This is a genomic window from Paenibacillus sp. FSL R5-0527, from assembly GCF_038008055.1.
GTDB lineage: Bacteria > Bacillota > Bacilli > Paenibacillales > Paenibacillaceae > Fontibacillus > Fontibacillus macerans.
The window spans coordinates 2707370-2734089 of the sequence record NZ_JBBOYI010000001.1 but is presented as its reverse complement, the minus strand read 5'-3'; the positions used below and the strand labels follow the sequence as shown (position 1 = coordinate 2734089).

Below are 26720 nucleotides of genomic sequence, written 5' to 3'. Positions count from 1 at the left end.
GCATGAGATTTTTTTTATGGGCAGGCCGGGGTTGTGTTAAATCGGGATTATGCGATAACTCCGAATGGCCGCGCCGTAAGAATAGCGAAGAAATGGAATACCGTTAAACAGCGATAGCAGCTTTCATTGAATACATCGATGCACGGTAATGAGAATTTCGCAGAAGAAATTAAGGCTCAACCTAATAATCAGCGTTTGACAGGGAGGCCGATAACCGATCGTGGCAAGAAATATCGGCAGATCAACATCCGCTGTCCGGACGCTTTGCACGATTATCCCATTTGATCCGGAAGCAGAGTGGAAGATAAATCCAGGACAAGAAAATAGGTTTGATTAGCCCCGACCCTCTACCCTCTGAACAAAAGGGATAATCGTGCAAAGCAGCATGCAGGGATACCAGGACACGAACGCAGACAGCCACCTCAGAGCCAAAGTCATAATTCATTTTGTCAAGCACTGATCTCGGTTTTGAGCCGAAATTAATAGCGTTTTTGATGTACCTTGTCCAACTTTGCTATTAGCGAAGTATTGAAAAATGAAACCGACAGCGCATTGAACAATAGTGATACGATGATTGTTCAAGAGAATGCCGCAACCGGCAAGGATATGATTTACAGCACAATGGGTTACCAGTTAATGAATAACGATGAAGAATACTTATTATTTTTACGGCCGAGTAAGACGGAACCGGGAGTTAATGTGATTCAAGGGGTTTACTTTGGAAAGGTGCCAACAGCAAAAGTGAACGGACTGGTCGACAGCATACCTGATGTCCAGTTTCAAGGAAGCGAAGAGACTCAAGAAAAACTCCAAATCATTTTTGAAGAGGCACGGGCCGCGTATTTAAAGTAATCGATTATGTTCTGTAAAATCCAAAAAAGACGCCCAAGCGGTACTAGCGTTGCATTAACTCTGGGGAAATGATCATGTTTTCAAGCCGATAAAGCGCCCGCCGGAAATCTAACGGTTGTAACAGCGGCTAATTTGCGAAAAAAGCCTTTTTCAAAACTCTAAAGGTTGTGATCGCCGTTATTTGCCTGAATCTAAGCAAACTAAGCCGGTTTTCAGTGAAATAAACGCTATGGCAACCGTTAGAATTTGAAATCAACGTTTTTGAAACAAATAACGCTTGTGGCAACCGTTAGAATATTGGTGTGGCTAGAAAATGTATCTTGTCAGATTTAATGCAACGCTAGTGACCAAGCGGCGTCTTTTTTACAGATGAATCATTTGTTGGATGTCTCATCTTCCCCGCTCACCGTGCGGATAAAAGAAATCCGGTCGTCCTCGGATAAGAAGCGGCTGACATGGAAGCAGGCGGAGCAGATGTACACGTTCAGCTTGACCGGCGCCTGCAGCAAAGGCCGTTTCAGGCCGGTCGGAATCGGAGCGTCCAGACTGCCGGGCGCAAGCTCCTGCTGGCCGGCATAAATCATGTACTCCCGGCAATGAGGACACTCCGGAACCTCGTCCTGATGGTCGAGCAGCTTCTCCACGCCGGTCTCGTACGCCAGCAAATCCCCGCCGGAGGCGGTAAAGGCCTCCAGCCGGCGCACCGCGCTAAGATGCCCGCCGTGTTCGTCGTCCCAGTAGTCGTCCTCATCCCCGTGATCATGCCCTTGATGATGGCCATGGTCACGGTCGTGCGCATAATCATGGTCATGGTCATCTTTATGGTTACGATCGTGATCGTGTTCATCATGGTCATAATCGTGATCCTGATGATGCCCGGGTTTACGGTCGCCAAAAGGATGGTCCTCGTATTCGTCCTCAAACTCGTCTTCACCGCCGAGGGTAATGCTGAGCGTCCGGTAGCCCTTTAGTTCATTATGGCAATAGGGGCATTCTTCCTCCGGCCCCAGTTCTTCGTCCCATACGATTTCGGTTTGACACCATGGGCAAATCGTCGTTTCCATCGATGTTCGTCCTTTCAACGTGTATTAAGCGTTCCATAAATAAATAATACCTGCTGCCAAAAACAGGATCGACGCAACAAACAAGATCCGGACCAAATTTTTCACTTCCGCTCTACTCCCCCTAAACTAGCCTATACAAGCTCCGATCAAAAAGGACACCGAAACGGAAACGGCCATGGAAATAAAACCAACGCTCGTGTTTCCTTCGGCGATTTCCCGGTCGAGCCGGAACACCGGCGTCCAGAACTGAAATAACAGGTAAGCTGCAAAAAGCAGCAGCGAGCCGACCGACGACCAGATCATAAAGTCGTAAATGGACGGCTGCTTGGCGGCAAACCGGATCACGTTGCACAGCCCGAAAATTTTTCCGCCGGTCGCCAGCGAAGCAGCCATATTCCCGCGCTTGATTTCCTGCCAGCAGCGGTATTTGGTCAACGATTCAAAGCAGGAAAGAAAAACGATCAACTCCACAACCGCCACGGAAAAATAACCGATTATAAGCCCCAGCGGCTGCTCCAGCAGCGGATCGATGTTCTCCTTCACGTTTTCCCTCTCCTCTTACGTTATTTCAGCTCCGCAACCGTCACTCCCGCACCGCCTTCGCCGTAATTGCCGAGCCGGTAGCTTTTGATATGCTTATGTTTACGCAAATAGTCGGAGATTCCCGTGCGCAGAACCCCAGTGCCTTTGCCGTGGATGATATAGATTTGACCCAAATTCGCCAGATACGCCTCGTCGATAAACCGGTCGACCTCGATCAGCGCCTCCTCCAGGTTGGCCCCGCGCAAATCAAGCTCGCTGCGGACCTGATCGTCCCGCGACCGCTTGACATTCGTCACCGTGCGCTGCGCCGGCTTGCTGGCCGGAGCCTGAGCGATCAGCTCCATGTCGTCCAGGCTCACCTTCATCTTCATAATGCCAAGCTGAACCACGGCCTCCCTGCTGCCGGCAAGCTCAACGACATGGCCCTTTTGGTTCAGACTGTACACCATCACTTCATCGCCGGGTTCGATTTGCCGGGGCGGCTTGGCCGCCTTGCGTCCGGCCGCGGTTTTTTTCCGCTGCTGCGGCTCGGCCTCATCCAGCTGTTTGCGGGCCGCGATCAGCTTGTGCTCCTTGACGGCGGCTCCTTCCTCCTGGGCCAATTTGCGCAAATCGGCGATGATCCGCTCGGCTTCCTCGCGCGCTTTGGCAACGATCGCCGCGGCATCCGCCTCCGCTCTCTCGAGATGTTTGTCCCTTTGCTGTTCCAGCTTCTCCAGCTCCGCCGCATGGCGGGTGCGCAAAGCCTCGAGCTCGCGCCGCAGCTTCTCCGCGGACTCCCGCTCCTGCTCGGCGCCAAGCCGGTTTTCCTCCAGGGAAGCGATCATGTTTTCGACCCGCAGGTCTTCTTCCTTCACTTCACCGCGGGCATACTCCAGGATCTTCTCCGGCAGCCCCAGCCGCTCGGCGATGGCAAACGCGTTGCTGCGTCCGGGCACGCCGACCAGCAAACGGTAAGTCGGGCTCAGCGTATTGACGTCGAATTCCATGCTGGCGTTAATAACGCCTTTTCGTTCATATGCGTAAGCCTTCAGCTCGCTGTAATGCGTCGTCGCCACCATGCGGCAGCCCAAACCGTGGATATGCTCCAAAATCGCCACGGCCAGCGCCGATCCTTCCGCCGGGTCGGTGCCCGCTCCAAGTTCGTCCAGCAGCACAAGGCTTTTGGGTGTCATTTTCCTCAAAATGGAAATGATATTCGTCATGTGGCTGGAGAACGTACTGAGACTTTGCTCGATGCTCTGCTCATCCCCGATATCGGCGTAAATCGCGTCGAAAACGCAAAGCTGGCTGCCGTCCTCCGCCGGGACGAACAAGCCGGACATCGCCATCAGGCTGAGCAGGCCGATCGTCTTCAAGGTGACGGTCTTCCCGCCGGTATTGGGTCCGGTCACGATGATGGTCGTATATTGGTTGCCGAGCTCCACATCGGTCGGTACGACTTTATCCGCAGCAATAAGCGGGTGACGCCCTTTCTTGAGCTTCAGGAAGCCGCGGTCGTTCATTCGCGGCAGCGTCGCCTTCATCTCCCGCGCCAACCGGGCTTTGGCAAAAATAAAATCAAGCTGCCCCAGCACATCTGAGTCATACAGCAGCAACTCTGCTTGATCACCGACGGCGGCCGTCAGCTTCTGCAGAATCACTTCGATTTCCCGCTCTTCCTTCAGCCGGGTTTCCCGCAGCTTGTTGTTCATGGCCACGATCGACTCGGGCTCGATAAACAGCGTGGCCCCCGACCCCGACTGATCGTGCACGATGCCGCCGAAGTGGGACCGGTACTCGGCTTTTACCGGAATGACGAAGCGGTCGCCCCGGATCGTGATGAGCTGATCCTGCAGCATTTTGGCCACGGAAGAGGAGCGGATCATTGCGTCCAGCTTCTCCCGGATGCGCACCTCGCCTCCGCGCAGCTCGCGGCGGATTTGCGCCAGCTCCGGGCTGGCGGAATCCAGCACCTCGCCGCTTTCGTCGATGCAGCGCTTGATCGCATCCTCAAGCGGCTTCTGGTCGCTCAAGGCATCGCTCAGCACAAACAGCAGCTCCACCTCGTGCTCCTCATGCACGGCCGCAATGTATTTTTTGACTCTGCGGGAACCCTCCAGCGTCGTCGCCACGCCAAACAGCTCGTGCGGATTCAGCGTTCCGCCGATGCGCGCCCGCTTTACCGCCGGCGTTATATCGACGATGCCGCCAAACCCGGGCGCCCCCTTTAGCCGGTCCACGTTAAACGCTTCGTCCGTCGCCTGCAGCAGCCGTTTGACGTCCTCCAGGTCGCTGACGGGAGCAAGCGACTCCGCCGCTTGTTTTCCCATCGGCGTTTGCGCAAAATGGATCAGCTGATCTATGATTTTTCGATATTCCATCGTTTTAAAAATTTTTTCGTCCAAGAACATTCACAACTCCCCTCGGGCTATGATCCCATTATAACCGAAACCGCTCATTTTTCGCTATTTTACGAAGCCGCACACATAAGATGCCGTATTGCGGAACATGATAATTACGTATAGCCAAACGTACTTACCAATTAAAAGGAGGCTATGTGCCAATGCAATTTCTGGGACACGTCGTGCGATTCATCGTCTCCGCCATTGTATTGCTCGTGGTGGGATGGCTTGTACCGCAATTCAGTATCGGCGGATTCGGCAGCGCTTTGCTGCTGGCTCTCGTAATCGCCCTTCTCGGATGGGCCATTGAAGGCATTTTCGGGAAGCGGGTTACCCCGTTCGGGCGCGGAATCGTCGGTTTTCTAACGAGTGCGCTTGTGATCTGGCTTGCTCAGTTCATTATTTCCGGCGTTTCCGTCTCCATCATCGGGGCGCTGCTTGCCGCCCTCGTGATCGGGATTATCGACCTGTTCATCCCGGTGTCTACGCCATTTGAAGCAGGCAGAAACAAAGACAGAGCAACCCGTTGATGCCCTAAACCCGTTCATGGCGGAGCAGAAAATGCGGTCGTCCTTATGCAGCATCCAGCTGCTCAGGGCGGCCGCTTTTCATTTGTTCAATAATTATTCAAACCTGTCCCCGTTGTACTCCCGCAAAATACGATATGATATTCTTAAAATTGTCACAAAAATATTTGAAATGCGGGGGGATGACTGTGAAGAAAGGCATTGCTTTATTTGCATCCGCTATTATGCTTTTGGTTTTATCCGCCTGCGGCGGCGGAAGCTCCGCCGGAAACGGTAGCGCGGCCGAAAGCAATATTCAGCCCGAAGCCGAACTCGTGATCGAAGCGTCCAATTATCAGTTTGACCAAGCCGAATACCATCTAAAAAAAGACGTACCGGTCAAAATCGTGTTCAAAAACGCCTCCGGCAATCACGGCGTACTCGTCCCCGGTTTGAAGCTGCAGCTTGACCGCAAAAACGATTCCGCCGTCATCATCCCGAAGGAAGCCGGGGAATATGAAATGTCCTGCTCCGTTATGTGCGGCTCCGGACATAGCTCGATGATTTCCAAAATCATCGTCGAATAACCGAAAAACAGCAGGAGCCCGCGGCCGTATGCCGGGGCTCTTGCTGTTGGCGGTACGTTTAAAAATATCAGGACTGGTCCTGCTCGATCAGTTCGATCCATTCGTTGAATTCCGTTTGCAGCTTCGCATAATCCTCCTGCAGCCGGCGGTGTTCCTCTTCCCGCCGCTCAAACGTCTCGCGTTCGGCTTCGCGTTCTACCTTAAGCAGCCGGTATTCATGCGAAATGATTTCGTAATGCTCGGAAATTTGCCGGAGTTCTTCGGCAAGCCGCTGCTTTTCTTCCTCCAACTGCTGGTAATCGCCCGACAACTGGATCACGCGCTCGCTGCCGGCCGCGCTCTCCTGCTGCCACTCGTCCAGCTGGCGCAGCAGCTCGGCTTCCTTCCCGCGCAACGCCTCAAGCTCGCCCTCGGCGGAGGCCCACTGCTCCATGAGTTCCTGTTCCCGCTTTTCCGCAGCTTCCCGGAGCTGCGCAAGCCGCTCTGCCCGTTCGGCATGCTCCTGCAGCTCCGCGTTCATATCCTGCAGCCGGTCGTGCAGGCGGCTGAGCTCCGCCGCCATCCGCTGTTTCTCTTCCTCGGCCGAGCTTGCCGTCAGGAGCGCCGTCTCCCGTTCGCGGGAAGCCTCCTCAAGCTGCCGGCGCAGCAAATCCAATTCGTCCGCCAACACGCGCGCATTTTCCTCTTCCGCTTGCAGCCGCTCGCGGACGCTCGCCAGATCCGCGGCCGAAGAACGGAGCTGTTCTTCCAGCTGTTCCCCGCGGCCTTCCGCTTCCAGCAAGCTGATTTCCAGACGGCTAAGCTCGTCGCCGCGTTTATCGGCCAGCTTCTGCCACGACTTTTCGTTCTGCACGGCGGCGGCGATTTCCGCACGCAGCTTGTCCTGCTGTGCGCGCGCCTCCTGCAGCTGCTGCTGTAGCTTCTGGGCTTTGGCCTCGCTTGCTTGACGCGCTTCCTGCAGCTCCCGCGCTTTCGCTTCGCCCGCCTGACGCGCTTCCTGCAGCTCCCGCGCTTTCGCTTCGCTTGCCTGACGCGCTTCCTGCAGCTCCCGGGCTTTCGCTTCGCCCGCTTGACGCGCTTCCTGCAGCTCCCGCGCTTTCGCTTCGCTTGCCTGACGCGCTTCCTGCAGCTCCCGGGCCTTCGCTTCGCTTGCCTCACGCGCTTCCTGCAGCTCCCGCTCCAGCTCTTGCGCTTTCGCTTCGCCCGCCTGGCGCGCTTCCTGCAGCTCCTGCTGCAGCTTTTGCGCCTTTCCTTCGGCGATCTGGAGCATATCCTTCAGCCGTTTCACCTGTTCCTCCAGCTTGGCCCCGTTCTGCGCGGCCCGCTGTTCGGCCGCTTTGGCGGACTGCTCCCGCTGCAGCGTTTCGCTTAGCTGCTTCTGCAGCTTCTCGCGCTCTTCCTTCTCCTTTACCGTCAGCTGTTCGGTCTGGCGCAATTTGGCCTGAAGCTGCGAGTTGCTGCCCCGCTGCTCGTTTAATTGCCGCTCCAGCTCCTGGATCCGGCCCTTGTGCTTGCGCGCTTCGCCATCGTGCGCCTGCAGCGCCGCCTCCAGCTTCTCCGCCTGGTCGGCCAGCTGCTGCTTCTCCTCCTTCAGCCTGCGATGTTCCTCCTGCAGCGCCTTGTACATATCCTCCTGCTTGGCATGAAGTCCCTGCAGCGCGGAGTTCTCCTGCGCGATCACGGCTTTCTCCTGCTTGGCATTCTGCAGCTCGTTTTGCAACTGCTCCGTTTTGACCGCCTCTTCAGCCATCCGAACCGCCGCGAGCACCGCCAAACGCGATATATCGAGATGAGGATAGGCCTGGGCAATGCTGTGCATCAGCTCGTCTACGCGGCGGGCCACCTGCTTCATGTACTCCGTGCTGCTGCCTACGATTTTATAAGAAGTGCCGTATATTTCCACACTCACGCTAATTCGGCTTTGGTTACTCAAAACTATGTGCCTCCTTCGGTCCTGGGCTTAGATCTAAGATGTCTTTTATAAATTAAACGAAAGTCACATCGAATCGGTTATCTAACAATGGATTCGATGTGACTTTGCCCAATTCCTGCTATTTTCTCAGTTCGGCGGCAAAAGTTTGCGCAAGTCCGGCCACGACCCGATCATGGACCGCCGTCACCTCTTCGTCGGTCAACGTCCGCTCCTTGTGACGGTACACCAGGGACAACGCCACGCTCTTTTTGCCTTCGCCCAGTTTGGAACCGGTAAATACGTCAAACACCTGCACGTCTTCCAGCAGCTCGCCTGCGGTTTGCCGGATTTCGGCGATCAGCGCGCCGGCTTCGACATCGGCCGCGACGACGACGGCGATATCCCGTTGCATCGCCGGGAAGCGTGGCAATTCGCGGTATACGACCGGTTCACCGGCATATTCGTAAATCGGCTTCAGCAGCAGTTCGGCCACATACGTATCGTCCAGATCCAGTTCCCGCTGGAGCTCCGGATGAACCTGTCCCAGCGAGCCGATCCAGCGTTTTCCGCCCTCTGTCTGCAAATAAACGGAAGCCGAACGCCCCGGATGGAAGCCTTGCGGCCGATCCGCCGCATAGCTCACGCGGCCGCCCAGCCCTAGGTAATCGAACAGACTTTCCAGCGCGCCTTTGAGATCGAAGAAATCAACCTGCTCGGCCGGCGCGTTCCAGCGCTTCGGCTCGCGCTCGCCGGCCAGCAGCAGACCGAGCGCAGGCACTTCGTCCGGCTGCTTCGTCAGCTTCGCTTCCTCGGTCACGAATACGCCGCCGATTTCGAACAGCGCCAGATTTTCCTGCTTGCGGTTGCGGTTATATACGGCGATATCGATCATTCCCGGCAACAGGCTGCTCCGCAAGGTGCTGCGGTCCTCGCTCATCGGCATCGCCAGCTTAACCTCGTGGCCGCCCCCGCCAAGCTGCGGAAACTTCCGGGCCGCCCCCGCCCGGATAAAGGAGTAGCCGAGCACTTCCTGCCAGCCGCCATGGACCAGCAGGCCGCGGATCGCCCGCCGCAGCGCCTGCGGCTTCGTGTAGCCCCCGGCCGTGGTCGGCCCCTCGATCAGCGTGGTCGGAATGTTGTCGTAGCCGTAAAGCCGCGCCACCTCTTCGATTAAATCCACATCCCGGGTGATGTCGCCCCGCCGGGTCGGAATCCGCACTTCCAGAGCGTTTTCGGTCAAGTCGGCGCTGGCGAAGCCAAGCCGGGTCAGAATCGTTTTCGTCTCCAGTGTGGAGATGTCCGTTCCCAGGTAATCGTTCAGCTTGCCAAGCGACAAAGTAATCACCTGTTCCTGCGGCTCACGGTTCACGACCTCTACGATCCCTTTGCAAACGTTGCCTTCGGCGTATTTGGCCATCAGCTCGGCGGCGCGGTTCAACGCGGGAATGACGGCGGAGGGGTCGACCTCTTTCTCGAAGCGTTGCGAAGCTTCCGAGCGGAGCCCCAGCGCGCGGGACGTCTTCCGCACCGCCCCGCCGTCGAATTTCGCCGACTCCAGCACAATGTTGACCGTCCGGTCCGTGACCTCCGAGTCGAGGCCTCCCATTACGCCGGCGAGACCTGCCGGCTTATCGTCGCCGTCCACGATAAGCAGCGCTCCGGGTTCCAGTTCGCGTTCCTGGCCGTCCAGGGTCACCAGCTTTTCGCCCTCCCGCGACTGGCGGACGCCGATTTGCCCGCCGGCGATTTTGTCGGCGTCAAAAGCGTGCAGCGGTTGTCCGTACTCCAGCATGACGTAGTTGGTAATGTCCACGACGTTGCTGATCGGACGGATGCCGGCAGCCATCAGCCGGTTTTGCATCCACAGCGGGGACGGGCCGATTTTAACGCCGGAAATGTAGCGGACGGCATAGCGGCTGCACAGCTCGGAAGCCTCGACTTTGACGGCGATCCGCTCCTCGGCCGGCTGGGCGAACTCAATCAGCTCCTTTTCCGGCTTCGGCAGCTTCACGTCGCGGCCCAGAATCGCACCGACTTCATAAGCGGCGCCCAGCATGCTCAGGCAGTCGGAACGGTTCGGGGTGAGATCGAAATCGAGCACTTGATCGTTCAGGCCCAGCAGCCCCGCGATCGGCGTACCGATCTTGGCGTCCTCCGGAAGCACGAGGATGCCTTCCTGCTGCTCCTTCGGCAGCAGCTTGTCGTTCAGGCCCAGCTCTTTCGCGGAGCAGATCATCCCCTGCGAAGGGACGCCGCGCAGCTTCGCCTTTTTGATCTCAATCCCGCCCGGCAGCTTGGCGCCGACGAGCGCTACCGGCACCTTCTGGCCGGCGGCGACGTTTTTCGCCCCGCAGACGATCTGCAGTTCCTCGTCCTGCCCGGCATCAACGATGCAGACGTTCAGCTTGTCGGCATCCGGATGCTTTTCCTTGCTTTTGACATAACCGACAACTACGTTCGATACGCCTTTGTTGCGGTTTTCAACGGAATCGATCTCAATACCCGAGCGCGTGATTTGCTCCGCCAATTCCTCGATGTCGACTCCGTCCAGCGATATATAATCGGACAACCATTCGGTTGATACTTTCATCGTAATTCCCTTCCCTCTTCCAAAAATTAAACTCTGGCAAACTGCTGCAGGAAACGCCCGTCGTTGTTATAGAAATAACGGATGTCGTCCACCCCGTATTTCAGCATCGCGATCCGTTCCATACCCATCCCGAACGCAAAACCGCTGTACTGCTCGGGATCGTACCCGCTCATCTCCAGCACGCGCGGGTGCACCATGCCGCTGCCAAGAATCTCCAGCCATCCGGTGTGCTTGCACACCCGGCAGCCGCTGCCGCCGCATTTCATGCACGTTACGTCCACCTCGACGCTGGGCTCCGTGAACGGGAAGAAGCTCGGACGCAGGCGGATTTGCGTGTTCGGCCCGAACATTTTGCGCGTGAATTCCAACAGCGTGCCCTTGAGGTCGCTCATGCGGATGTTTTTGCCGACGACAAGTCCTTCAATTTGATGGAACTGGAACGAGTGGGTCGCATCGTCGTCATCGCGCCGGAACACCCGGCCCGGACAGATGATTTTGACCGGCACTTCGCCCTTCATCGCCTCCATCGTGCGTGCCTGCACCGGCGACGTATGCGTCCGCATCAGCAGATCGTCGGTAAGGTAAAAGGAATCCTGCATGTCGCGGGCGGGATGGTTTTTCGGCAGATTGAGCGCTTCGAAGTTATAATAGTCGGTTTCCACTTCCGGCCCTTCCGCGATGCGGTAACCCATGCCGATAAAAATATCCTCAATCTGCTGAATGATCTGGTTCAGCGGATGAACCGCTCCCTGCTTCAGCGGGCGGCCCGGCAGCGTCACGTCGACCTTCTCGGCGGACAGCCGCTGCTCCGTCTCAAGACGCTCAAAATACGCCTGCTTCTCTTCGATCAGCGCCTCGATTGCCGACCGCACCTCGTTGCCAATCTGCCCGATGACCGGGCGCTCCTCCGCGCTTAACGATCCCATGCCGCGCAGGATTTCCGTCAGCGCCCCCTTTTTGCCCAAATATTTGACCCGCAGCTCACCCAGCTGCCCGGCGTCCGCCACTTTGCTAAGCTGTTCCAACGCTTCGTGTTTGAGTGCTTCCAAACGTTCTTTCATGAATTTTTCCTCCTCAGGCAAAATAAAAAAGGCCCTTTCTCCCAAAAGGGACGAAAAGACCGTGGTACCACCCTTGTTAGAGCCCGTCAGGCCCGGCATTCCGTATAACCTCCGTATAATTGGCGCTGTTTGCCGCGCCAACTTCGGCCAGGCTGTACGGTGTCCGATGCTTCCTGCAGCTCTCACTTTAACGATATAACGGATCGTAACCGGTGTCCTCTACTGCGCCGGCCCCTCGCCCATTGAACAGGCGAAAAGCGCACGGGGTTCAAGGAACTGCTCCGGAGCGAACTTCGGCAGCCTGTTTCCGTGGGGACGCTCTCAATCTCCGGCGTTCCCTCCCTGTAAGGAGGCCTCTGCTTACTCTTCTCCATCATCGCATTTCGTCGTTAGTGTTTGCAACCGCGCCTGTGACGGCGCGTTTTCGACTTTAACTGCTATTATATGCAAACTTGCCGCCATTGGCAAGCCGCCGCATAAATATGGTATGTTTATCTCAGCAAACTATACCATACAAGGAGTACAACCCCATGAACGGCAACGAACGCAAAAACATCTATCCCGGCCTTACCGTCGACATCGTGCTGAAAAAAGACCAGCCCAGCGGCCGTCTGACCCGCGGTGTGGTAAAAGACATTCTGACGAATTCGCCCGCCCATCCTCACGGCATCAAAGTACGGCTTCAGGACGGCCAGGTGGGCCGGGTGAAGGCCATCCATCCCGCCAAAGCGGACTAATGGGCGCCGCCAGGCTCCATCCGCGCGCATCCGCGCGGGCAGCCGGTCATTTCCGCGCGACAGGATGGCGCAGGACGGTTTTCATTTTTTCCGGCGCGGTTTTGCGCAGGTCCGACAAATAGATTTCATGATGGCTCCGCTTGGGCCCCAGGTCTTCGCTCAGGCCATGTTCGGCCATATATGCGCGCATTTTATCGACGGAGTCCGGCTCTGAACTGAATGGACCGACATGCAGCATTTGCACGCACAGCCCTTCCTCGTAAATGTTCAACCTCGCCCGGCGGAAGTCCAAGTCCGGCTTCTTCTTTGCCGCTTGCTCGGCGGCGCGTCCAAAAACCGCTTCAGTCACGAAATCGGGCTGGCGGATCATCACGGTCCATGTCCATTGGTTCCGGTCCGGATCGTAACCTCCCCCGCGGGAGTCCCACAAGCCTTCAAGCGGAGGCACCACATATTCGAAATAACCTTCCGGAGGAGCCGCGCTTAACTTGCTCATTTTAATGGTGTAAGTTAAAGAGTACAGTATCTCCAGAGCCTCTTGGTACAGCGTTCCCTCGGGCGCTCCCTCACCGTCCACCATAATGAAGCGGATCGGCGGAACTTCGATCAGCATCGGCTCCGGTTTCGGCAAATACAGCTCCTTGTATTTCTTTTTATAATCGAGTTTTTCCATCATCGTCCATCCCGTTCCTTATTCCCGCTAGTCCCGCTTCCAGCGCTTCAGCGCCGGAAACCACGCCTGCATCCGCGCTCTAGCCTGTTCGCGATCCGCAAAAAATTCCGCTCCAGACTCGGCCCCGTATTTCAGGCACTGCTCGATCATCTCCTCCATCGACAAATCGCTCGTAAACGCCCCGTCCCGGTAACAGTAACCGCAATACTCATAGTTGGCCCCGCCGCCTTGTTCCGAGCCGAGCTCCTCGTCGTTCGTCAGCGGCATGCCGCAGCTTTGGCAGAACAGATGGCCCTTTGCCACCGGAAAATACAGTTCCACATGCGCCGGATTGCCCGGTTCCGGATAATGCTCGTGCACGGCTCCGGTCAACTGCAGCCCATGCTTGGGCAAATCATGTTCAATCGTTTGCTGAAACACCTCGCCGTAAGCCGTTCCGCGGCAATCCCCCACCAGATACGTGTGCGCCGGCACCGTCCATTTTGTCCATCCTTCCGGAACTTCGGCGTCCGCTCTCACTTCACAGCCGGCCAGATAGAGACCACGATCGTCCCACCGTCCCAAATAGACGTCAGGGTGCCCCATCACCCCCCACATTCCCTTGGGCGCCCCGCTTTCGTTCTTGAGGGCGATGTCTTGAATCTGGGAATACGCTCCGTTCGCTTGCTCCCAAAGAGGAACAATCCACTGGGGTCCCTCGTCCGCTTTTCCCTGGCCCAGCTTTCCGGCCACCGTAAACTCTTCCGCATACTTCAACTTCAATTCCGCCATTTCTTGTCCACTCCCTTCTTTGATGGAGCCATTGTATCAATCATAATATGACGACTGTATGTCATATTCAGAAGGGTTTTGATATATTTTTGCGATTTTTTCCGCTTTGTCCCTCAGGATCTGCCGGATATGCGGCGGAGAAATCACCCGGACGTCCTCGCCAAAAGACAGCAGGTACCCGTATACCCACCCGTTTTCCGGATAGCTGACCGTAACCCGAAAGCTGCCGTCCTCGTTTTTATGTACGGAAGTCCGGTCAAATTCATCATGGATGCGGAAGGCCAAACGCGGCGAAAACCACAGCTCCAGCCGAACAAGCGGCGCCAATTCCCGTGAGGACGACACAAGTTCGGGAACTTCGCCCTCCCTCCGCTCAAAATGTTCCCCGGTATACGCTACCGCTTCCATCCGGCTGATTTTAAATGTGCGGAACGTCTGCTTTTGCATGCAATATCCCTGCAAATACCAGGACTTGTTCTTGAAATGCAGCTTCAGCGGGTCGGCCTGCCTTTGCGTTTGTTCCCCGTTCGAATTGTAATAGGTAAAAGAAATCCTCCGCCGCTCCAGGATCGCCGTCTTCAGCATGCCGAATTTCCGCCGTTCCGCTTCCCCGCTTTCCCAATGCGAGAAATCCACGTCGATCCAATTGACTTCTTCCCGCCGGAACAAGCGGCTCAGCTTGGCCAGCACCTGTCCGGTTTGCTCGGCGTTCGTGGCCGCAAGACTTTGCAGTCCAAACAGGATCTCGTTTTGCTCCGTTTCCGATAACAGCGATTTATTGAGCACAAAATCCGGCAGCAAACCGATGCCCCCGCCCTTGCCTTTGCTGCAAAACACCGGGATACCCGCAGCGCTAAGCGTATCGATATCCCGGTAAATCGTCCGCGCCGACACCTCAAAACGTTCGGCAAGTTCGGCCGCCGTCACGGTTTTGCGTTCCATCAACAAATAGACGATCCCAAACAACCGATTTATTTGCATGCAGTTCCCCCCTGCTACAAGTTCCTGCTTTGAGTATACCGGCAGCAAGATGACAATGCCATGTATTTAAAGCGAACGACCCTGTCATTAGAGCGAAAGACCGTATTACAAAGCGAAAGACCGTGTTCGGACAAAACGATTCGGAATATTGCAGGTGGGCTAACGGACTGAAATAACCTTAAAGGCTAAAAATGCCGTTAATCCCGCGATATGTGTCGCTATTTATGTGCCGCTATTTTAAACGCTGACGGTTGGGGTTCCATTTGGTTGGCTGTCAAGCGCCGATCACTAGGTTGAGCCCCGCATTTGCCGTCATTCCCCAACACTCCGCAAAACGCAGAAAAAAAAAAAGACCCTTCACAAAAGGAAGAGTCTTGGAAAGTGGCTTCCGATCTCAGGTTCTTACCAGTCCAGTCGGCCGCTTTACGCCGTATGTTTCACATTCACCGGTGGCTGCGGCGCTCCCAGCTTCGTTCCTGTATCCCCCTTTTTGCCGAACAATTTGCGCAGGTAAGGGAGCACGTAGTAGTCGAGGCCGATTTTGCCGGCATTGGCGGCGGCGACAACGACCAGCACTTCAAGCAGCAGCATTTGCGCGTTCGTGCTTACCGTTCCGCTGAAGAGGAACGCCGCGTTCATTACCAGGCCCATCAGGGCGGCGAAGGTGGTGAAGGTGCCGAGGATCAGCCCCAGGCCGACCAGGAACTCGCCGTAAGGAACAAGGACGTTGAAGAGGCCTACGTTAGGCAGGGCGAAATGTTCCAGGAAAGTGGCCCACCAGCCTTGGACGGCGGGATGATCGCCCGTGCTGTTCGCGATCGCGCCGGTGAGGAAGCCCGCGGCGTCGAAGCCGCCGGTAATTTTATGATACCCGGCTTCAATCCATTGGTACCCGAGGTAAACCCGGATGACGGTCAGCAGCCACATGGCGATTTTATTGGTTCTCAGGAAGTTGTTAAACATATTTACCACTCCTTAAGTTGGTTTGTTCGGTTATTTTTGTTTTTTAAGGATGATCATCTTTGATGTCTTTATTATAAGTGATATTTTTCACAATATATGTGATTTAAATCACATATATTAAAAATTTAATAAATTAATTTTAATATACACGAGCAAACTTCATTCACGTTCCGTCAATAAAAAAACTAATGGTTATCAGCGCCGGCTACAGCTTGAATTTGTCCCTTAAACTGCCCCCTAGAGCAGAACGCAGCCCGTACTGGCAGAGTTAAAGACAAAAGAAAAAACCCCTGCGCCGCAAGGGTTTTTACAGAAATTTCACAGTAAGCGGGTGATGGGAATCGAACCCACGCTACCAGCTTGGAAGGCTGGAGTTCTACCATTGAACTACACCCGCACATTACCCGCAAAGGTATAATATGGTCGGGACGACACGATTCGAACATGCGACCCCCTGGTCCCAAACCAGGTGCTCTACCAAGCTGAGCTACGTCCCGGAAGCTTCGCGATCAGTCCGAAACGCGAAGACAAAATATAATATACCATTTTTGCGGGCCCGGTGCAAGAGGATATTATTTCCTTTAGGAAATAGCCGGGAGAAGGAAAATCCCCTAGCCGGCAAGCCGGCTAAGGAATTCATGCTCCAGCACGCCGGCGGATACCGGTCTGCTGAACAAATACCCCTGGCCTTCATGGCATTTTTGCAGCCTCAGAAACTGCAGCTGCTCCTCGTTCTCAACGCCTTCGGCCGTCACCTTGAGCTTCAGATGGTGCGCCATCGTCGTGATCGTCGAGACGATCGCCGCGTCGTTGCCGTCGTACATGACCTCTTTGACGAAAGCGCGGTCGATCTTCAGCCGGTCGATCGGCAAGCTTTTCAAATAGTACAGCGAACTATAGCCAGTGCCGAAATCGTCGATGCTGATCTGGATGCCAAGGCTCTTCAAACGATGGAGCTGGTCCAAAGCCGTATCGATATCGTAGGTCATGCTTTCGGTCACTTCCAGCTCCAGGTAACGGGGGTCCAGATCGACCTCGCACAAAATCGCGCCGATCCGCTCCGCCAGATTGTATTGGCGGAATTGACGCATCGACAAATTGACCGATACGTTTACCGGTTCATATCCCGCAAGCTGCCACTGCTTATTGTACTGGCAGGCCGTTTTGAGCACCCATTCCCCCAACGGAACGATCAGGCCGCTCTCCTCGGCCAGCGGGATAAACTCGCCGGGCGGCAGCAGCCCGCGTTTCGGGTGGTTCCAGCGGACGAGCGCCTCCATCCCCACCATTTTTCCGGTGTCCAGACTCATTTGCGGCTGAAACTCCAGAAAAAACTCCTCGCGGTCCAGCGCTTTTCGCATATCGTTCTCCAGCTCTACCCGGGACTGGGTATGCATCTTCATCGCCGGAGTATACCGCATAAAATGAACCCCGTGCTCCTTGGCGTGATGAACCGCCATATCCGCGTATTGAATCATTTGATCGACCGACTCGCCGTCAACCGGGAACACCGACAGGCCCATGCTGAGCGAGATATGGTATTCCGTATCGTCGATCAGCACCGCGGGGTTGACCGCACCGAGCAGCTGCTCGGCCCGCTCTTCGGCAATCTCGGCGCTGTCCGTCCTAGGCAAAATCAAGGCGAACTCGTCCTCCCCCATGCGGTACACCTGCTCATCGGCGTAACACAGCTCCCGCAGCCTGCCGCCAAATTCAGTGAGCAGCTTGTCCCCCGCGCTGTACCCCAGCGAATCGTTAATCGCTTTGAAACGGTCGATATTGATGACGGCAACCCCGGTGTACGCCCCCGAAACGCTCAACCATTGGCCGAGCTGCTCCTTCATCAGCCTAAGATTCGGCAGGCCCGTCAAATCGTCATGATAAGCCATATGCTTCATCCGCGCTTCGGCCTGGCGCCGGCCGCGGATCGGCTCTTCGATCGTCAGCCGGTAAACGCCTTTCAGCACAAAATAATAGGATAAGCACATATACCACTGGCCCACCGCTTGTACGGCGCCTTGGGGGTCTTTGAAAGGAAACGTCAGCATCACATGGCCCATAACCATAAACAGCAGGGCCCGCGTTACCGTCATGATGGCCGGCGGCTGTTCCGCCCGGTGGCTGTGCATAATCGCGGCGATCGCTACAATATACAGCATGGAAACGCCGAATACGAGCGTAAACCTGCCCGCCGGCGAGTTCAGAAAGCCCGCCGCCAAACCGGAAGCGAGCTTGGCTTCGTGCCGGTTCATCCATGCCAGGCCGGCGGCGGCGATCAGCGCCGTCACGGAAAACAGCGTAATTTTATGAACATCGGACACCTGCTTCTCGGAGGAAGCGAAAACAGCCAGCATGCCAAGCGCTCCCACCGTATGGGACAACGTCAAAAACCAATCCGCCAGCCCCGGTCCGGGCTCGAAGCCCAAAATCGGAATGCCTCCGTAAGCGGCGGAATATAGCATGTCAAGGATACCTACCACCGAAAACAAGGCGGCGGAATACAGCCGCTGCCTGGACAACTTGTCGGTAAACATGATCCATCCCTGCGCAAAGATGGAATAAGACACGGCCAGGCACATCAAGCCCGCAAGCAAATGCAGCGCTTGCATCGTTTTGCCGGTTCCGCCCGGCAAGACGGCTGTCGCCGACAACCAGACGACGCCGATCATCGCGGCCAGCCCGACTACCCCTGGGACGATTGTCGATTTTGCTTCTGCCCTGATTCTCAATGCCCTCAACCTCCGGAGGTAAGTATCTGTCTATGGTCCTAAAAATTAATAATTCAACATTTTCCGTGTTTTTCCTTCCTTTTGTTCCAAAAATGTCGGAGCAAAAGAAAAGCCCGGCCAAAGCGGCCGAACTTTTCGCAGCATTACTTTTTCTTCTTGTCAAAGCTGATTTCCGGCGTCGTTAATTTATCGTAGAAATCCACAACGCCGTCCTTGTCGTCCGAAGCGCGCAGCGCCATCGCCGAGCGGGGGTGCTCGTCCAGCGTCCCGGTGATCATGTAAGGGATCAAATAACCCCATTCCTCTTTTTCGCGCAAAGGGATAAGCAGTTCTTCCAGCACCTCGAGCACCGGACGCAGACGGTAGTTCGTATTTTTCAGATGCGTGACGAGCAGTTCGGTCGGGCAGTTGCCCGCGGCGCGCCCCATTCCGTACACCGACGCGTCGAGCAGTTCGACGCCGTTTTCGGCGGCTACGAGCGTATTGGAAAACGCCAGCTGCATATTGTTGTGGGTATGCACCCCAAGCCGTTTGTTCGGCAGATGCGTTTTGAACTTGTTGACCAGATACTCCATATCCTTATAATCCAGGCTGCCGTAGGAATCGACGATATAAACGACGTCCACGACGCTCTCCCGGATCATTTCGAAAGCTTCCAGCAGCTCATTTTCCATAACGTTGGACAATGCCATAATGTTCAAGGTCGTTTCGTAGCCGCGGTCATGGAACAGCTGCACCAATTGAAGCGCCTTGTCCACATCTTTGATGTAGCAGGCGACGCGAATCAGATCGAGCAGGCTTTCGCTGCGCGGCAGGATGTCGTTTTCATCGACGCGTCCGATGTCGACCAGAGCCGACAGCTTCGTACGGCCTTTTTCGGGAATGACTTTCCGGAGAAAATCATCGTCAAGAAAACGCCACGGTCCCGCCTGATCGGCGCCTTTAAGCAGCTTGGGCGAATTTTTATAGCCGATCTCCATATAATCGATCCCCGCCTCGTTCAGGCCGGCGTACAATTTTTGGACAAATTCAACGCTGAAGTCCCAGTTGTTGACCAAACCTCCGTCACGTATTGTACAATCCACGATTTTGCACGGGTTACCCTTCATACCAGCATGTTCCTCTCCATCGATAGTATTAATACCCATCTTACTTGAAGCGAAATCAAAAAGTAAAGAAGCAATTAATAATTGATATGAGGTTAGTCACAGTATGGTACGAACTAGCATGATATATTACTTTTGAATCTAATTGAGATTGATTCTCAATGAAAAAAACATCCATTTCATCTATCGCAGGCATCCAGTAGACATACATTATTATCTTCCTAATTGACGAGGAGTGATTCGTAATGGAAACTTGCCGCTTTTGTTTGCTCAGATTAAAGCCGGGCGCGTCGGCCCGGGTTGCCGATTTCGGCAAAATGGACCCGATCTTGAAGCGCAGGCTGGCCGATCTCGGGATCCGGGAGGGATCGCGTATAACGGTTAAACGGTACTGCCTGCTGGGCGGTCCGGTGACTTTGGAATGCGGCGGGCAATTGCTCGGCATCCGGCAAAAGGAAGCCGCTAATATCGAGGTTATGGTGTCATGAGCGTCGCAGCGTTGATCGGCAACCCCAACACCGGAAAAACCTCGCTGTTCAACAGCCTGACGAAATCATACGAATACGTGGGCAACTGGTCCGGCGTGACCGTGGAGAAAAAAGTCGGACAGCTCCGCAACAAGTCCGGGCAGCTGACCGATCTGCCGGGCATCTATACGCTGCGCCCCCTGTCGCGCGACGAAGGGGTGGCCGCCGAATTTCTCGCCGCGGAACGCCCCGCGCTGCTCGTCAATATCGTCGATGCGTCCAATTTGGAACGCAACCTCTATCTGACGCTGCAGCTGCTGGAATACGGCCAGCCCGTCATCATCGGGCTTAATATGATGGACGTCGCCAAAGCAAACGGAATCGACGTCAACATAGAGCGGCTGGCCGGCTTGCTGGACGCCCCGGTCATGCCGCTTGTTGCCCGCACAGGCAAGGGCAGCAAGGAAATGCTAGCGGCGATGGGCAAGCTATTAGCCTCGTCCGCAGCCGCGCCGGCGTTTAAGATTCATTACGGAGACATCCTTGAAGCGGCCATTCAGGACATTTCCCGTGAATTAAACGGCTCGCTGACGGACCCTCATCCTTCCCTGCGCTGGATCGCTCTGCAATATCTGGAGGGCAATCCCGCCGTCAGTTCGGCGCTGCCTCCGCAAACCGATCTGAGCAAACTGGCCGCCTTACGGACAGCGGCGGAAAACCGGCTTGCCGCGGCAGGCGTCGCCGCCGGCGCAGAGGATCATATCCGCGCGATCCGCATGCAGGAAATCGGCAAACTATGCCGTGAAGTCGTCGGCACGACCGGCAAGAAGCCAAACGACTTCACGGAAAAAATCGATCGAATCGTCACCCATCCTATCTGGGGAATTCCGCTGTTCATCGCCTTTATGTTTCTGACCTTTCAGCTGACGTTTGACTGGATCGGCAATCCGTTATCCGATTGGCTCGACGCTCTGATCACCGGCCCCGTAACCCAAGGCGCGGCGTGGCTGCTGGCGGCGGCGGGAGCTTCCGGTTTCACGCAGGCGCTGATTCTGGACGGGATTATCGGCGGGGTCGGCGGCGTGCTGGTGTTTGTTCCGCAAATCTTCATCATGTTTCTGATCATCTCGTTTATCGAAGACTCCGGCTACATGGCGCGGATCACCGTGATGATGGACAAATTGATGGAGCTCGTCGGACTGAACGGCAAGGCGCTGATCCCGTTTATTCTCGGGTTCGGCTGCAATGTGCCGGCGGTCATGGCTTCGCGGAATATCGAACAGCCCAAGGAACGCTTGCTTACGATGCTGCTCATCCCCCTGATGTCGTGCTCGGCCCGGCTCCCGGTTTACGCCCTGTTTGCAGGCATCCTGTTCGCCAAGTCGCAGGCCTTGATCGTGCTGTCGCTGTACGTGCTGGGCATCGTTCTGGCGCTGGTAATGGCCAAACTGTTCTCCGCTACCCTGTTTAAAAAGGAGCACTCCTTTTTTATGGTCGAGCTGCCGCCCTACCGTATGCCGCAAAGCATAACTTTACTCCGCAGCACTTGGGAAAAGGGCAAAGGTTTTCTGCGGAAGGCCGGTACGTTCATCCTGGGCGGTTCGGTACTGATCTGGCTGCTAACTTACCTCGGACCGGGCGGTATCGCCGAAAACATGGACGACAGCTTCCTGGCCCTGATCGGCGGCCTGTTTGCCGCTGTGCTGGCCCCGGTCGGGTTCGGTACCTGGCAGTCCGGAGCGGCGCTGATTACCGGTTTTATGGCCAAAGAGGTCGTCGTTTCAACGATGAACATTATTTACCACGTTCCCGATCTGGCCGGTCTGCAGGGGCAAATCGCCCGTTTTTTTACGCCGCTGCAAGCCTACAGCTTCATGGCCTTCGTCCTGCTCTATACGCCTTGCATGGCTACGGTCGGCGTGCTCCGCAAAGAGACCGCCTCATGGAAATGGACGCTGTTTACGATCGGATACTCGTTGTCTCTCGCCTATGTCGTTTCGCTGATCATTTACCGGGGCGGAATATGGTTGGGACTTGCCTAAGTCAGCTCCCAACCCAAGCCAAAGAACGGAAAGGAGAAAAACTATGCTGTTCGATATTGTGATCGTAACCGCCGTCTTCGCCTTCGCCGGATACTCGCTGTACCGCGGCTTCAAAAAAAGCAAGAAAGGCGCCTGCGCGTCGTGCTCACAGCAGAAAACCTGTTCTGCGGCGTGCAGCGGACGTCAGGCGCCCCCCGCCTCTTCCTGTTCGCCGGCCAAGCCCAAACGCGACTAAGTGCAGCATCGTTTTTAAGATACGAGCGGCAGTTTGATGACGAAAATCGTTCCTGCGCCTTTGAGGCTGTCCACGGAAATATTCCCCCGATGGTTGCGGATAATCCGATAGCTTACGGACAGCCCCAAACCGGTGCCTTTCTCTTTTGTCGTAAAAAAAGGATCGAACAGGCGGCCCAGCATGCTTTTGTCCATGCCGTTTCCGTTGTCCTGGATGGAAATGTTGACCGCTTTGCCTTCCATCTCCGCCCGAATATCGATGACTCCCTTATGATCCCCCTCCACCTCGGCGATGGCGTCCATCGCATTTTTGATGATGTTGAGCAGGACCTGCTTGATCTGCTTCACATCGATCGATACGAGAAGCTCCTCCTCCGGAGCGTGCAGCATCATCTGGCAGCCTTTCATCACCGCCTCGCTTTCCGTCAGCAGGACAACCTCTTTCAGCAGCGATGACACGCTGACGGTCGATTTCTGCGGGGCGGAAGGCTTGGACGAATTCAAAAATTCATGAATGATGTCGTTGGCCCTGTCGATCTCGGTTAAAATTATCCGGGCGTACTCATCCTTGCCCAGCTCCACCAAATGCGGGCGGAGCAATTGAATGAACCCGCGGATCGCGGTTAATGGGTTGCGGATTTCATGGGCGATTGCCGCCGATATTTTCCCGAGCATCGCCAGCTTGTCGTTCTGGTACGCCGTTTGCTCGATTCGTTTGAAATCCGACACGTCTTTGACGCTTAGCAAAAAGTCCCCGTCCATCTGATCTCCGTATGTAACCGTAATGAGCCAATGCCTTCCGTACTCATCGATAAACTCGTGGTATTTTTTCCGGTGAAAAATGGTTTCCCGATAAATCCGCAGAATCTTCCGCTTCTTGAATCGGTTCAGATGCGGGTGGCGCAGCATTTGCAGCAAATTGCAACCGATGAGTGATTGGCGCGGCATCTCGAGCAACCTGGCCATTTGAACATTGATGAAGGTTAATATTCCTTCGCAGTCAAACAGCATAATTCCGCTGTCTAGGTGCTGGAGCACGTTTTCATATTTGTTTTTGACGAGTTGGGTTGATTGGAATGCTTTGACGGATTGGAGCAGCGTCTCCTGGAATTCACTCAACAAGTTGGTTCCCCCTTTTCCCATAAATGATGTACTTGCCTTACTGACAACATACGATCACTACCTGAGAAGAACTTACCCGAAATCGGCTCGCGCGTAACGCTTATTTTCATTCCATTAGCCGCTCCGATCCGTTTCGACGACGGTAATATTTCATGAACGAAAAGCCTGTCCGAAAATCAGTCCGAAACTGCCTATTTCAATCATAGTAAAGTCTTCCAAATACCGTCAATCAGAGATACTGTCGAAAAACATGGAATCACCGCAAATGGACGACCATAGTCCTAAAAATAAAACGGCCTCCCTGCCGGGAGGCTGTTTATGGCCTGTATTCAGCCGCTATTTATGTTGCAGCCGGGCTCTGCGCCTGCTCATAACGGCCAATCTTTTCTTCAGTTCTTCCTCCCATTTATCATCGCCGATTTGCTTCGCAACGGACAGGAGATCAAGCGAAATATCGATTTGGCTTTGAACGATCAAGAGCGGGTCCTCATCCTCCCGGTTGACGCAATTTCCGAAAATCGATTCATCGTCCTCCATGACAAAATCCTGAAAATCGATTTCCGAAACCCCGTCGCCGTGGGCGTATTCCGCCAATATTTCGTATTCGTTCTCCACCTTATAATGAACCTCAACCCGATGGCATACCGGGCAAAATAACAGGGGAACATTATGAACCTGCGTACGATAATGCTTTAAAGTCCCCTTTGTTCCCAGCATGCTTGCTCCGCAGCAAAAACTCATTCCCCTTCACCCTTTCGCGTGTTCGGTACATCCATGGATCCCAGGCTAATCGCATTGCAGGATTTTCATATAATTTATTCGTGAAGCAGGATTGAAATTCCTGCGCCTCATTTGAAAATTCACCCATTTTGTTACAAAACGGGACTATGGTCCGATCCTCCAAGCGGGTAAGCGCCGGCGGACCAAGCTTGGCATAAGGCGCTTTTGATGGGCAAAAAACCCCCTGTTTGGCAGTGGCCAAACAGGGGGTTTATCGCTATTCACCCGAAATTAAGCGTTCAGGTTTTTATCGCCCGGTTTCCAGTTCATAGCGCAAAGGCCGCCGGATTGCAGGGCTTGCAGCACGCGAAGCGTTTCGTCTACGCTGCGGCCGATGTCGTTATGGTTAACGACTTGATATTTCAATTCGCCTTCCGGATCGATGATAAACAGTCCGCGGAGGGCTACGCCTTCTTCTTCGATCAGCACGCCGTAATCGCGGGCAACTTTCTTCGTGATATCGGAAGCGAGCGGGAAGTTCAACTGGCCGAGGCCGTTGCTATCCTTAGGCGTGTTGATCCACGCTTTGTGGCTGTGCTCGGAGTCCGTGCTCACGCCGAGAATTTCGCAATCGAGGTCGCGGAATTGAGCGTAAGCGTCGCTCAGCGCCGTAATTTCCGTCGGGCACACAAACGTGAAATCAAGCGGATAGAAGAAAAATACCAGCCATTTGCCGCGGTAGTCGGCCAGCTTCTTGCGTCCAAATTCCTTTCCGTCTCCCGTTACGATCGCCATGTCAAAATCCGGAGCGGGTCTTCCAACCAAACGTTCTGCCATTTTTAAAACTCCTCCTTTGAAAATATGTAAGAAACACATGAGTGTTTCTAATCCCTTTGTTGGTAAGTTTCAACCTTTTTCAAACTTACAGTTCTCATGGTATCAAAGGCATATTTCAAAGTCAATATTATAACAGTTACTTTTTTATAATTATTATAAAAAAGGATTTTTCTTGAACTTTTTTAGGCTCAAAACCGAGATCAGCGCTTGAAAAATAAGTGTCTTGGTATCCCTGCAAACTGCTTTGCACGATTATCCCTTTAGTTCAGGGGGTAGAGGGTGGGGGGCTAATCACGGTCCTTTCATTTTCCCGGTGTCTTGCCCCGTTCCTCCCATCGGGTCTGCTTCACTTCTCCTAAACCTCATTCTCACAAACCTGTCTAACGATCTCGAACAGGTCTGCTTCTCCTGAATTTAACTTCCTCTCTGCTTCCGGATCAAACGGGATAATCATGCAAAGCGTCCGGACAGCGGATGTTGAGCTGCCGATATTTCCTGCCACGATCGCTTACCGGCCCTCCCTGTCAAGCGCTGATTATTAGGTTGAGCCCTTTTGTGCTTACTTTTTCATCGCCGCGACGATCAGGTCGCCCATCGCTTTCGTGCCGATCGCCTTGCTTTTGTCAACCGCGATGTCGCCGGTCCGGTGGCCGGCGTCCAACACTTCCGCCACGGCGTTTTCGATCGCGTCCGCCGCGTCGGCGTAACCAAACGTCATGCGGAACATCAGCGCCACCGACAGAATCGTGGCGATCGGGTTGGCCAGGTTTTGGCCGGCGATATCGGGCGCCGAACCGTGCACCGGCTCGTAAAGACCAAAGCTTCCTTCGCCGAGGGAAGCCGATGACAGCATGCCGATCGAGCCGGTCAGCATCGCCGCTTCATCGCTGAGAATGTCGCCGAACATGTTTTCCGTGACGATGACGTCAAAGCTGGCCGGACGGCGCAGCAGCTGCATCGCGCAGTTATCCACGAGCACATGCTCAAGCTCTACGTCCGGATACTCCGGCGCGATCCGGTTTACAACTTCGCGCCATAAACGCGACGTCTCCAGCACGTTCGCCTTATCGACGGAAGCAAGCTTCTTGCGCCGCTTTTGCGCGATTTCAAACGCTTGGCGGACGATCCGCTCCACCTCGCTGACGTTGTACGCGCAGGTATCCACGGCTTCCTGGCCTTGATCCGTATCCCGGCGGAATTTTTCGCCGAAGTAAATGCCGCCCGTCAGCTCCCGCACGACGATCAGGTCGGTGCCCTCAAGCACCTCCGGCTTCAAGGTGGACGCGTCCTTCAGGCAGTCGAATACGACCGCCGGGCGCAAATTCGAGAACAAGCCCAGCGCTTTGCGGATGCCGAGCAGGCCGGTTTCGGGACGCAGCTCCTTCGGATTGTTGTCCCATTTCGGGCCGCCGACCGCACCGAGCAGCACGGCGTCGGCGTTTTTGCACACTTCCAGCGTCTCTTCCGGAAGCGGCGTTCCTTTCTCGTCGATCGCAATGCCGCCAAACAGGGCATGCTCCGTTTCAAAACGGTATCCGAACAGCTCCTCCGTCCGTTTCAGCACCTTCTCCGCTTCGGCCACCACTTCCGGTCCGATGCCGTCTCCCGCGATAACCGCGATTTTTTTCACTTCTGCCATTGCTTCCAGCTCCCTTTCGTGAACATACTCTTCTTCTGTTGTATCATAGCCGGTTAGGATAAACAAAGATATAGAATCTATTAAGGCAATAGGTATTGGCTATAAGTTGATTCCGTTTTCGGTCCTTATAATATAAAATTCCCCTTTACATGAATTACTTAATTTTGTGATAATTTTCTTAATCATTTTTTGTGGAAAGG

23 protein-coding genes and 2 tRNA genes are annotated in these 26720 nt (G+C 54.9%); 7 read left to right on the top strand and 18 right to left on the bottom strand.

Going from position 1 to position 26720, the window contains the following annotated elements; all coding sequences use genetic code 11:
• Window positions 1-501: 501 nt before the first annotated feature.
• Window positions 502-852, top strand: coding sequence for a hypothetical protein (locus tag NYE69_RS11990; protein ID WP_340926356.1), 351 nt, complete (start codon window positions 502-504; stop codon window positions 850-852).
• Between the two features lie 374 nt (window positions 853-1226).
• Here NYE69_RS11990 and NYE69_RS11985 read toward each other — a convergent pair whose 3' ends face one another.
• From NYE69_RS11985 to NYE69_RS11975, 3 genes are all read right to left on the bottom strand, one after another.
• The gene (locus tag NYE69_RS11985; RefSeq protein WP_340926355.1) at window positions 1227-1916 is read right to left on the bottom strand and encodes a hypothetical protein; all 690 of its coding nucleotides are present in this window, start codon (window positions 1914-1916) and stop codon (window positions 1227-1229) included.
• A gap of 126 nt (window positions 1917-2042) precedes the next feature.
• Window positions 2043-2459 (bottom strand): DUF350 domain-containing protein, encoded by a 417-nt coding sequence (locus NYE69_RS11980; RefSeq protein ID WP_036624898.1) that lies wholly within the window; start codon window positions 2457-2459, stop codon window positions 2043-2045.
• 20 nt (window positions 2460-2479) lie between these two features.
• Window positions 2480-4846, bottom strand: coding sequence for an endonuclease MutS2 (locus NYE69_RS11975; RefSeq protein WP_340930379.1), 2367 nt, complete (start codon window positions 4844-4846; stop codon window positions 2480-2482).
• Between the two features lie 158 nt (window positions 4847-5004).
• Here NYE69_RS11975 and NYE69_RS11970 point away from each other — a divergent pair, with 158 nt between their 5' ends.
• Both NYE69_RS11970 and NYE69_RS11965 read left to right on the top strand, forming a co-directional pair.
• Entirely contained in the window at window positions 5005-5373 is a 369-nt protein-coding gene (locus tag NYE69_RS11970) for a phage holin family protein (RefSeq protein WP_155621196.1), read from the top strand.
• Between the two features lie 179 nt (window positions 5374-5552).
• Window positions 5553-5936: a cytochrome C oxidase subunit II gene (locus tag NYE69_RS11965; protein ID WP_155621195.1), complete on the top strand. Its 384-nt coding sequence runs from the start codon at window positions 5553-5555 to the stop codon at window positions 5934-5936.
• A 67-nt stretch (window positions 5937-6003) separates the two neighbouring features.
• On the opposite strand, the gene NYE69_RS11960 is transcribed toward NYE69_RS11965, so the two are convergent.
• The 3 genes from NYE69_RS11960 to pheS form a co-directional block, all read right to left on the bottom strand.
• Window positions 6004-7869 carry a hypothetical protein gene (locus NYE69_RS11960; RefSeq protein ID WP_340926352.1) on the bottom strand — a complete coding sequence of 622 codons (1866 nt, stop codon included), beginning with the start codon at window positions 7867-7869 and terminating at the stop codon, window positions 6004-6006.
• Window positions 7870-7987: 118 nt separating this feature from the next.
• Window positions 7988-10438, bottom strand: a complete 2451-nt coding sequence (gene pheT, locus NYE69_RS11955) for a phenylalanine--tRNA ligase subunit beta (protein WP_340926351.1) — start codon at window positions 10436-10438, stop codon at window positions 7988-7990.
• A gap of 26 nt (window positions 10439-10464) precedes the next feature.
• Window positions 10465-11499 carry a phenylalanine--tRNA ligase subunit alpha gene (gene pheS, locus NYE69_RS11950; protein ID WP_328270914.1) on the bottom strand — a complete coding sequence of 345 codons (1035 nt, stop codon included), beginning with the start codon at window positions 11497-11499 and terminating at the stop codon, window positions 10465-10467.
• 530 nt (window positions 11500-12029) lie between these two features.
• Between pheS and NYE69_RS11945 the strand changes: the two genes are divergently transcribed.
• Window positions 12030-12236, top strand: coding sequence for a YwbE family protein (locus tag NYE69_RS11945; protein WP_036624906.1), 207 nt, complete (start codon window positions 12030-12032; stop codon window positions 12234-12236).
• Window positions 12237-12282: 46 nt separating this feature from the next.
• Here NYE69_RS11945 and NYE69_RS11940 read toward each other — a convergent pair whose 3' ends face one another.
• From NYE69_RS11940 to NYE69_RS11905, 8 genes are all read right to left on the bottom strand, one after another.
• The gene (locus NYE69_RS11940; protein ID WP_445744767.1) at window positions 12283-12909 is read right to left on the bottom strand and encodes a GyrI-like domain-containing protein; all 627 of its coding nucleotides are present in this window, start codon (window positions 12907-12909) and stop codon (window positions 12283-12285) included.
• A 27-nt stretch (window positions 12910-12936) separates the two neighbouring features.
• Window positions 12937-13680, bottom strand: a complete 744-nt coding sequence (locus NYE69_RS11935; RefSeq protein ID WP_155621190.1) for a zinc ribbon domain-containing protein — start codon at window positions 13678-13680, stop codon at window positions 12937-12939.
• A 36-nt stretch (window positions 13681-13716) separates the two neighbouring features.
• Window positions 13717-14661 carry a helix-turn-helix transcriptional regulator gene (locus NYE69_RS11930; RefSeq protein ID WP_155621189.1) on the bottom strand — a complete coding sequence of 315 codons (945 nt, stop codon included), beginning with the start codon at window positions 14659-14661 and terminating at the stop codon, window positions 13717-13719.
• Between the two features lie 423 nt (window positions 14662-15084).
• Window positions 15085-15624, bottom strand: coding sequence for a DoxX family protein (locus tag NYE69_RS11925; RefSeq protein WP_328270918.1), 540 nt, complete (start codon window positions 15622-15624; stop codon window positions 15085-15087).
• 326 nt (window positions 15625-15950) lie between these two features.
• A tRNA-Gly gene (locus NYE69_RS11920) sits at window positions 15951-16021 on the bottom strand.
• A gap of 23 nt (window positions 16022-16044) precedes the next feature.
• Window positions 16045-16121: transfer RNA gene (locus NYE69_RS11915), tRNA-Pro, on the bottom strand.
• Window positions 16122-16235: 114 nt separating this feature from the next.
• Complete coding sequence (locus NYE69_RS11910) at window positions 16236-18353, bottom strand: putative bifunctional diguanylate cyclase/phosphodiesterase (protein WP_340926349.1); 2118 nt, start codon at window positions 18351-18353, stop codon at window positions 16236-16238.
• Between the two features lie 143 nt (window positions 18354-18496).
• Window positions 18497-19462 (bottom strand): aldolase catalytic domain-containing protein, encoded by a 966-nt coding sequence (locus NYE69_RS11905; protein ID WP_328270921.1) that lies wholly within the window; start codon window positions 19460-19462, stop codon window positions 18497-18499.
• A 242-nt stretch (window positions 19463-19704) separates the two neighbouring features.
• Between NYE69_RS11905 and NYE69_RS11900 the strand changes: the two genes are divergently transcribed.
• Genes NYE69_RS11900 through NYE69_RS11890 form a run of 3 tightly spaced genes read left to right on the top strand, consistent with a single transcriptional unit; the run spans window position 19705 to window position 22203 of the window.
• A complete protein-coding gene (locus NYE69_RS11900; RefSeq protein WP_328270922.1) occupies window positions 19705-19947 on the top strand; it encodes a FeoA family protein in 243 nt (80 codons plus the stop codon).
• Window positions 19944-21968 (top strand): ferrous iron transport protein B, encoded by a 2025-nt coding sequence (feoB, locus tag NYE69_RS11895; protein ID WP_328270923.1) that lies wholly within the window; start codon window positions 19944-19946, stop codon window positions 21966-21968. Before NYE69_RS11900 ends, feoB begins: the two co-directional genes overlap by 4 nt.
• A 43-nt stretch (window positions 21969-22011) precedes the next feature.
• Window positions 22012-22203 (top strand): FeoB-associated Cys-rich membrane protein, encoded by a 192-nt coding sequence (locus NYE69_RS11890; protein WP_326043668.1) that lies wholly within the window; start codon window positions 22012-22014, stop codon window positions 22201-22203.
• A 14-nt stretch (window positions 22204-22217) separates the two neighbouring features.
• Here NYE69_RS11890 and NYE69_RS11885 read toward each other — a convergent pair whose 3' ends face one another.
• From NYE69_RS11885 to leuB, 4 genes are all read right to left on the bottom strand, one after another.
• Window positions 22218-23324: an ATP-binding protein gene (locus NYE69_RS11885; RefSeq protein ID WP_036624917.1), complete on the bottom strand. Its 1107-nt coding sequence runs from the start codon at window positions 23322-23324 to the stop codon at window positions 22218-22220.
• A 336-nt stretch (window positions 23325-23660) separates the two neighbouring features.
• The gene (locus NYE69_RS11880; protein ID WP_036624918.1) at window positions 23661-24065 is read right to left on the bottom strand and encodes a hypothetical protein; all 405 of its coding nucleotides are present in this window, start codon (window positions 24063-24065) and stop codon (window positions 23661-23663) included.
• A gap of 270 nt (window positions 24066-24335) precedes the next feature.
• A complete protein-coding gene (locus NYE69_RS11875; RefSeq protein ID WP_036624920.1) occupies window positions 24336-24881 on the bottom strand; it encodes a peroxiredoxin in 546 nt (181 codons plus the stop codon).
• Between the two features lie 559 nt (window positions 24882-25440).
• Entirely contained in the window at window positions 25441-26520 is a 1080-nt protein-coding gene (gene leuB, locus NYE69_RS11870; RefSeq protein WP_036624921.1) for a 3-isopropylmalate dehydrogenase, read from the bottom strand.
• Window positions 26521-26720: the final 200 nt, after the last annotated feature.